The sequence below is a fragment of the Aeromicrobium sp. REDSEA-S32_B7 genome (assembly GCF_001626145.1).
Taxonomy (GTDB): Bacteria; Actinomycetota; Actinomycetes; order Propionibacteriales; family Nocardioidaceae; genus Aeromicrobium; species Aeromicrobium erythreum.
In genome coordinates this window covers 1-3,498 of record NZ_LUNF01000257.1, presented here as the reverse complement: position 1 = coordinate 3,498, position 3,498 = coordinate 1, and the positions used below count along the sequence as shown (strand labels likewise).

Annotated in this window: 5 protein-coding genes and 1 pseudogene; all 6 read left to right on the top strand. The window is 72.9% G+C overall.

Annotation, left to right across the window (positions count from 1 at the left end; translation table 11 throughout):
• Window positions 1–15 precede the first annotated feature (15 nt).
• The 6 genes and pseudogenes from A6Q79_RS16005 to A6Q79_RS15980 all read left to right on the top strand — a co-directional run bounded on the left by A6Q79_RS16005 (window position 16) and on the right by A6Q79_RS15980 (window position 3,345).
• Complete coding sequence (locus tag A6Q79_RS16005) at window positions 16–411, top strand: single-stranded DNA-binding protein (protein WP_317698754.1); 396 nt, start codon at window positions 16–18, stop codon at window positions 409–411.
• 12 nt (window positions 412–423) lie between these two features.
• Window positions 424–960, top strand: a complete 537-nt coding sequence (locus tag A6Q79_RS16000; protein ID WP_317698753.1) for a hypothetical protein — start codon at window positions 424–426, stop codon at window positions 958–960.
• A gap of 116 nt (window positions 961–1,076) precedes the next feature.
• Window positions 1,077–1,490 (top strand): annotated as a pseudogene (locus A6Q79_RS15995) (aminotransferase class I/II-fold pyridoxal phosphate-dependent enzyme); the annotation flags it as partial.
• Between the two features lie 91 nt (window positions 1,491–1,581).
• Window positions 1,582–1,881, top strand: coding sequence for a hypothetical protein (locus A6Q79_RS15990; RefSeq protein WP_317698755.1), 300 nt, complete (start codon window positions 1,582–1,584; stop codon window positions 1,879–1,881).
• Window positions 1,878–2,588 (top strand): dethiobiotin synthase, encoded by a 711-nt coding sequence (gene bioD / locus A6Q79_RS15985; protein WP_286690292.1) that lies wholly within the window; start codon window positions 1,878–1,880, stop codon window positions 2,586–2,588. The genes A6Q79_RS15990 and bioD overlap by 4 nt, the downstream gene beginning before the upstream one ends.
• 28 nt (window positions 2,589–2,616) lie before the next feature.
• Complete coding sequence (locus A6Q79_RS15980; RefSeq protein ID WP_317698752.1) at window positions 2,617–3,345, top strand: alanine racemase; 729 nt, start codon at window positions 2,617–2,619, stop codon at window positions 3,343–3,345.
• Window positions 3,346–3,498: the final 153 nt, after the last annotated feature.

The window sequence follows — 3,498 nt, the reverse complement described above, 5'->3', positions numbered from 1 at the left end:
GTATAAGAGACAGAGATGAGCCTGGTCGGATTCATCGCCTCAGCACCCGAACTGCACTTCACCAAGGCCGGCGCCGAGTGCTGCCGTATGCGCGTTGGCATCGAGCAGTGGCGCAAGGAGGTCGACGGGAGCTTTACGAAGCTCGACCCGACCTTCCACGACATGGTCGCCTTCGAGAGCACCGCCCGCGAGGCCTACGCCCGCTTCTGCAAGGGTGACTCGTTCGTGGCCAGCGGCTACGTCCACGAGTACGAGGTGGACGGCCGCGAGGGCAGCGTCATCAAGGAGGAGTTCGTCGCCCGCAAGATCGGCCACAACGTCAACAAGACCGACTACGTCGTCCAGCGCGGCCGGCACGCTGCCGACCGGTCCCTGACATCCGTGCCCCAGCCGCCCGCTGTCGGCCTCTGATCGGACTCGGCCATGAGTTCGTACCCCGACGAGCCCGACGACACTGACGGCTACCGCAGCGTGACCGATCTCCTGGAGCGACCACCGGTTCCGATCAACTGGAACCTGCTGGACGCGGAGCAGGCCGAGGTCGAGTGGCACGACCTGGACCAGTGGGTGAAGTGGCTCAAGAGCACGTTCGGTCTCCCGCCGAACATCGTGCCGCCGTACTGGCACCGCCACGACGAACTCGTCTGGGAGCTCTCGGCGCTGCACTGCCACTGGCTCAGCTGCTACCACGAGTCGGCGTCGCCGTCGGCCCCGATCGGTTGGATGCGGGAGTTTGCCGAAGCTCGCAGCCGACTGCGGGATTGGGTGTCGATCTGCGGCACGCGGCTGGATCGCGACCGCCCTACGCGGCAGACCACCTGGCCGGGAGACCTCCCCGCTGACACCGGCGCAGAGATCGAGATCCGCGACCGCAGCAAGGACTTCGCGGACTTCGTCCGCGAAGACGTCCTGCGCCGTCGCCGGATCGAGGCAATCGCGAATCAGCAACTCATCGGCTGAGCCGGATCCGGCCCATGGCCAAGTCACGCCCACCTTCGTCCACAGCACTCGCGCCGCCAGGCGCCTGAGAGCGATCAACGGCGCACGGTCGATTCTCCACCCCTGAAGGAGGGAACATGCTTCTCCCCCACGCACAGACCCTCGCGCAAGCCAGGTCGTACGTCGCCGCCCTCGCCGACCGAGGCACGCGGGTGGTCTCCGACGCCCACGTGCACGCGTCGCTGGTCGACGGCGTGCGCCTGTCGCGCGCTCGGCTGACGATCGTCCCCCACGGCGATGTCGACGCGGTGGCCTGCGCCCTGCGTGACGCCGAGCGTGCCGAGGAGCGGGCGCTGGTGCTCGTGGAGTCGGTGTACTCCGTGCTCGGCGACGCGGCGCCCCTGGTCGAGCTGGCCGGGCTGTGCGAGCGGCACGGCGGGCTGCTCGTCGTCGACGAGGCGCACGGGCTCGGGGTGCACGGGCCGGGCCTGGTGGCGCGGCTCGGGCTCGCCGGCCTCGACCACGTGGTGGTCACGGCCACGCTGTCGAAGGCGCTCGGCAGCCAGGGCGGCGCCGTGCTCGGACCCGCGGCTCTGCGCGAGCACCTGGTCGGCAGCCGGGGCACTCGCCGCCCTGCACGAGGTGCGCCGCCGGCCCGACCTGGCCGCGACGGTGCACCGTCGCGTCGGCGAGCTCGCCACCGCTCTCGACGTCGCCGCGCCTGCGGGGGCCGTGCTGTCGGTGCCGATGCCGTCGCCGCACGCGGCGGTCGCCGCCCAGGCCGCCGCGCTCGATGCCGGGGTGCGGGTCGGGTGCTTCCGTCCGCCGTCGGTGCCCGACGGCGTCTCGCGCCTGCGGGTGACGGCGAGCGCAGGTGTCGCCGACGACGACTGGTCGCGTGCCCTGGACGTGCTGGTCGGCATGATGGGGACGTTCCGATGAGCCGCGTCGTGGTCGTCACCGGTACCGACACCGGGGTCGGCAAGACGGTGGCCGTCGCCGCCCTCGCGGCCACCGCCCGCGGTCGCGTGGTGGTGGTCAAGCCCGTGCAGACCGGCATCGGCGGCGCCGACCCGGAGCCGCGCGACGCGCGCACCGTCGAACAGCTCACCGGGGTCGAGTGCCGTGAGCTGGTGGCGCTCGACGACCCGCTCGCCCCCGACACCGCTGCCCGCCGTCAGGGTGTCGCGCTCCCACCGGTGTCGGAGCACGTGGGCGCCGTGCTGGAGCTGGCGACGGGCCACGACGTCGTGCTCGTCGAGGGCGCGGGCGGGCTGCTCGTCCGCCTCGACACCGACGGCGGGACGCTGCTCGACCTCGCGGTCGGGCTGGCCGAGGCCGCGCCGCCCGACGTCACCGTGGACGTGGTCGTCGTGGCGAGGGCCGGTCTCGGCACGCTGAACCACACGGCGCTCACCGTCGAGGCGCTGCGGGCACGCGGCGTGGAGCCACTGGGCGTGGTCGTGGGCGCGTGGCCCGAGCGCCCTGGCCTCGCCGAGACGTGCAACCGTGACGACCTTCCCCGGGTGACGGGGGTGCCGCTCCTGGCCGTCGTGCCCGAGGGAGTGGGTGCGCTGCCGCGGGCGGAGTTCGTCGCCGCGGCGCCCGAGTGGTTCGACCTCGGCCCGGCGTCTCGACCTGGCGGCTGACCCCCACCTCCGTGCCATGCTGGGGTTCGTGAGCGCACCATTCCCGCGTCTGCTGTCGGCCACCGCCGACCGGTCCGCGCCGCTCGCAGTGCTCGACGAGCCGGCGCTCTGGGCGAACGCCGACGACCTCGTCCGCCGGGCGGGCGGGGTACCCGTGCGGGTGGCGAGCAAGTCGGTGCGCGTGCGGTCGGTGCTGGAGCGCACGCTCGCCCGCCCCGGGTTCGCGGGCGTCATGACCTACTCGCTCGCGGAGAGCTGCTGGCTCGTCGACGAGGACGTCACCGACGACGTCCTCCTCGCGTACCCCACCGTCGACCGCGCCGGGCTGCTCGCGCTCACGGAGCCCGGGGAGGCCGGCGAGCGACGTCGGGCGGCCATCACGCTCATGGTCGACTCCGAGGAGGGGCTCGACGCGATTCAGCGCGTGGTCGGCGGGTCGCACCCGACCCTGCGGATCTGCCTCGACGTCGACGCCTCGCTGCGCCCAGGGGCCCTCGGGATCCACCCCGTGCACCTGGGTGTGCGCCGCTCCCCCGTGCACACCGCGCGCCAGGCGGCGGGCGTCGCCCGACGACTCGCCGCACGGCCCGGGTTCCAGCTCGTCGGCGTCATGTTCTACGACGCGCAGGTGGCCGGCCTGCTCGACCAGATGGCCCTGGTCGAGGACCCGGTGCTGGTCTCCGCCGACCCGGCGCTCGTCGCACGCACCTACGGCGCTGCGATCCAGGCGCTGGTGGACGCACCCAGCCACGCGTAACCGCCCCCGCCCGGCGCGCGACTCCCTGGACCCTCGGTGTGTCAACACTGTTGACACGAGCCGTGACCCGGCCCCATTGTGCTCGTTGTCACAGGCACCACCCGGTCCCCCACCGTCACCCACGGAGTCCGCATGACCCGCACCCTCCGGCCC

Coding starts and splice junctions, on each gene's coding strand:
- bioD (WP_286690292.1), top strand. CDS start 1,878: ATGAGCCGCGTCGTGGTCGTCACCGGTACCGACACCGGGGTCGGCAAG.
- A6Q79_RS16000 (WP_317698753.1), top strand. CDS start 424: ATGAGTTCGTACCCCGACGAGCCCGACGACACTGACGGCTACCGCAGC.
- A6Q79_RS16005 (WP_317698754.1), top strand. CDS start 16: ATGAGCCTGGTCGGATTCATCGCCTCAGCACCCGAACTGCACTTCACC.